Origin of the sequence: Paracoccus cavernae (assembly GCF_042430175.1) — a bacterium.
Classification (GTDB): domain Bacteria; phylum Pseudomonadota; class Alphaproteobacteria; order Rhodobacterales; family Rhodobacteraceae; genus Paracoccus; species Paracoccus cavernae.
This window is the reverse complement of record NZ_JBHMDZ010000030.1, coordinates 2501-5603: the sequence shown is the minus strand read 5'-3', so window position 1 is coordinate 5603 and position 3103 is coordinate 2501. Positions and strand designations below refer to the sequence as shown.

1 tRNA gene and 2 rRNA genes (1 of these 3 only partly in view) are annotated in these 3103 nt (G+C 53.2%); all 3 read right to left on the bottom strand.

Annotation, left to right across the window (positions count from 1 at the left end):
• Positions 1 to 3: 3 nt before the first annotated feature.
• Positions 4 to 80 (bottom strand) — tRNA-Met (locus ACFFUC_RS12585).
• A 70-nt stretch (positions 81 to 150) separates the two neighbouring features.
• Positions 151 to 265: ribosomal RNA gene (gene rrf / locus ACFFUC_RS12580) — 5S ribosomal RNA — on the bottom strand.
• A gap of 113 nt (positions 266 to 378) precedes the next feature.
• A 23S ribosomal RNA gene (locus tag ACFFUC_RS12575) occupies positions 379 to 3103 on the bottom strand (it continues 109 nt past the right edge of the window).

The following is a 3103-nucleotide window of genomic DNA, read 5'->3' as shown; positions in this document are numbered from 1 at the left end:
TATTGGTTGCGGGGACAGGATTTGAACCTGTGACCTTCAGGTTATGAGCCTGACGAGCTACCGGGCTGCTCTACCCCGCGCCATGCGCGTTCGGTGTTTTGATCGCGGTATATTGTTATCGTTTTGAGAGAATTATTTGCTTCTTTCCAGGTCTGGCGGTGACCTACTCTCCCACGTCTTGAGACGCAGTACCATTGGCGCAACGGCACTTAACGGCCGAGTTCGGGATGGGATCGGGTGTTTTGCTCGTGCTAAAGCCACCAGACCAGGAAAGAAGCAATCGGCGTTTCCCGCGAGCGGGATACGATGTCCAAGGATGCATTGGAGGAAGGGTTTTCCGCGAATGTTTTTCACGTACTGGTCTGCCTTCTTCCGGATCAAATCAAGCCAATCGAGCCATTAGTACCGGTCAACTGAACACATTGCTGTGCTTACATCTCCGGCCTATCGACGTGGTGGTCTTCCACGGCTCTCAAGGGATACCTTGTTTTGAGGGGGGCTTCACGCTTAGATGCCTTCAGCGTTTATCCTGTCCGTTCATAGCTACCCAGCACTGCCGTTGGCACGACAACTGGTCCACCAGTGGAACGTTCACCCCGGTCCTCTCGTACTAGGGGCAACTCCTCTCAAGTATCCTACACCCACGGCAGATAGGGACCGAACTGTCTCACGACGTTCTAAACCCAGCTCACGTACCTCTTTAAACGGCGAACAGCCGTACCCTTGGGACCTGCTCCAGCCCCAGGATGAGATGAGCCGACATCGAGGTGCCAAACGATGCCGTCGATATGGACTCTTGGGCATCATCAGCCTGTTATCCCCAGCGTACCTTTTATCCGTTGAGCGATGGCCCTTCCACTCGGGACCACCGGATCACTATGGCCGACTTTCGTCTCTGCTCGACTTGTCAGTCTTGCAGTCAGGCTGGCTTCTGCCATTGCACTCAACGACCGATTTCCGACCGGTCTGAGCCAACCTTCGCGCGCCTCCGTTACTCTTTGGGAGGCGACCGCCCCAGTCAAACTACCCACCACGCAGGGTCCCGGATCCGGATAACGGACCGCGGTTAGACATCAAGAGTGCGAAGGGTGGTATCTCAAGGATGGCTCCACAGGAACTGGCGTCCCTGCTTCAAAGCCTACCACCTATCCTGCACATCACAATCCTGATGCCAGTGCGAAGCTATAGTAAAGGTGCATGGGGTCTTTCCGTCTAACCGCGGGAAGTCTGCATCTTCACAGACAATTCAATTTCGCTGAGTCCACATTTGAGACAGCGGGGAAGTCGTTACGCCATTCGTGCAGGTCGGAACTTACCCGACAAGGAATTTCGCTACCTTAGGACCGTTATAGTTACGGCCGCCGTTTACCGGGGCTTCAATTCAGAGCTTGCACTCCTCCTTTTAACCTTCCGGCACCGGGCAGGCGTCAGACCCTATACGTCGTCTTACGACTTCGCAGAGCCCTGTGTTTTTAGTAAACAGTCGCCACCCCCTGATTTGTGCCCCCCGCCAACAGTTGCCTGCCAACGGGGCCTCCTTCTCGCGAACTTACGGAGGTATTTTGCCGAGTTCCTTAAATGTGGTTCTCTCAAGCGCCTTGGTATTCTCTACCAGTCCACCTGTGTCGGTTTAGGGTACGGTCTTGTGGAGGGCTATTTCCAGGAACCCCTAAGCAGCCCATTCAATCCGATAAGGATGAACTACCTTCGGGATCCGTCACCATCTCCTGGCCCAGGAATATTAACCTGGTTCCCATCGACTACGCCTTTCGGCCTCGCCTTAGGGGCCGGCTTACCCTGCTCAGATTAGCTTTAAGCAGGAACCCTTGGACTTTCGGCGACAGGGTCTCTCACCCTGTTTGTCGCTACTCATGTCAACATTCTCACTTCTGATCACTCCACCGGATGCCTTACAGCCCGGCTTCACAGTCAGAACATTGCCTCCAATGTATCCGAGGATACTAAGGAGGCAGCGTTCTATATCACAGAACGCTCCGCTACCACGCACTTACGTGCATCCAAAGCTTCGGCTCGTGGCTTGAGCCCCGTTACATCTTCGCCGCAAGACCTCTTAATTAGACCAGTGAGCTGTTACGCTATCTTTAAAGGATGGCTGCTTCTAAGCCAACCTCCTGGTTGTTTTGGAAGTCTCACATGCTTTCCCACTTAGCCACGAATTGGGGGCCTTAGCTGTTGGTCAGGGTTGTTTCCCTCTCCACGACGGACGTTAGCACCCGCCGTGTGTCTCCCGGATAGTCCTTCTTGGTATTCGGAGTTTGCTTAGACTCAGTAAGGCTGTGGGCCCCCATCATCCATGCAGTGCTCTACCCCCAAGAGGATACGTCCGAGGCGCTACCTAAATAGCTTTCGCGGAGAACCAGCTATCTCCGAGTTTGATTGGCCTTTCACCCCTAGGCACAAGTCATCCCGACCTTTTTCAACAGGTGTGGGTTCGAACCTCCAGTTAGTGTTACCTAACCTTCATTCTGCTCATGCCTAGATCACTCGGTTTCGGGTCTGATCCATCTAACTTAGTCGCCCATTTAAGACTCGCTTTCGCTGCGCCTACACCTACCGGCTTAAGCTTGCTAGATAGACCAAGTCGTTGACCCATTATACAAAAGGTACGCCGTCAGAGCTCAATAAAGGCTCCTCCGACTGCTTGTAGGCGTCCGGTTTCAGAAACTGTTTCACTCCCCTCGTCGGGGTGCTTTTCACCTTTCCCTCACGGTACTGGTTCGCTATCGGTCAGTAAGGAGTACTTAGCCTTCGAGGGTGGTCCCCCGATCTTCAGACAGGATTTCACGTGTCCCGCCCTACTTAATGCGTCCGATCAAACTTCCTATACGGGACTGTCACCCTCTTTGGTTGGCCATTCCATGCCATTCTAGTCATTCTCACAGCTCGGCTGGTCCCCGTTCGCTCGCCGCTACTAGGGGAGTATCTGTTGATTTCCTTTCCTCCGGGTACTTAGATGTTTCAGTTCCCCGGGTTTGCTCTAATAACCCTATGTATTCAGGTTAAAAGTACCTGGTTAACCCGGTTATTGATATCCGAAGATAACAATAACTGAGTATCAGGTGGGTTGCCCCATTCGGAAATC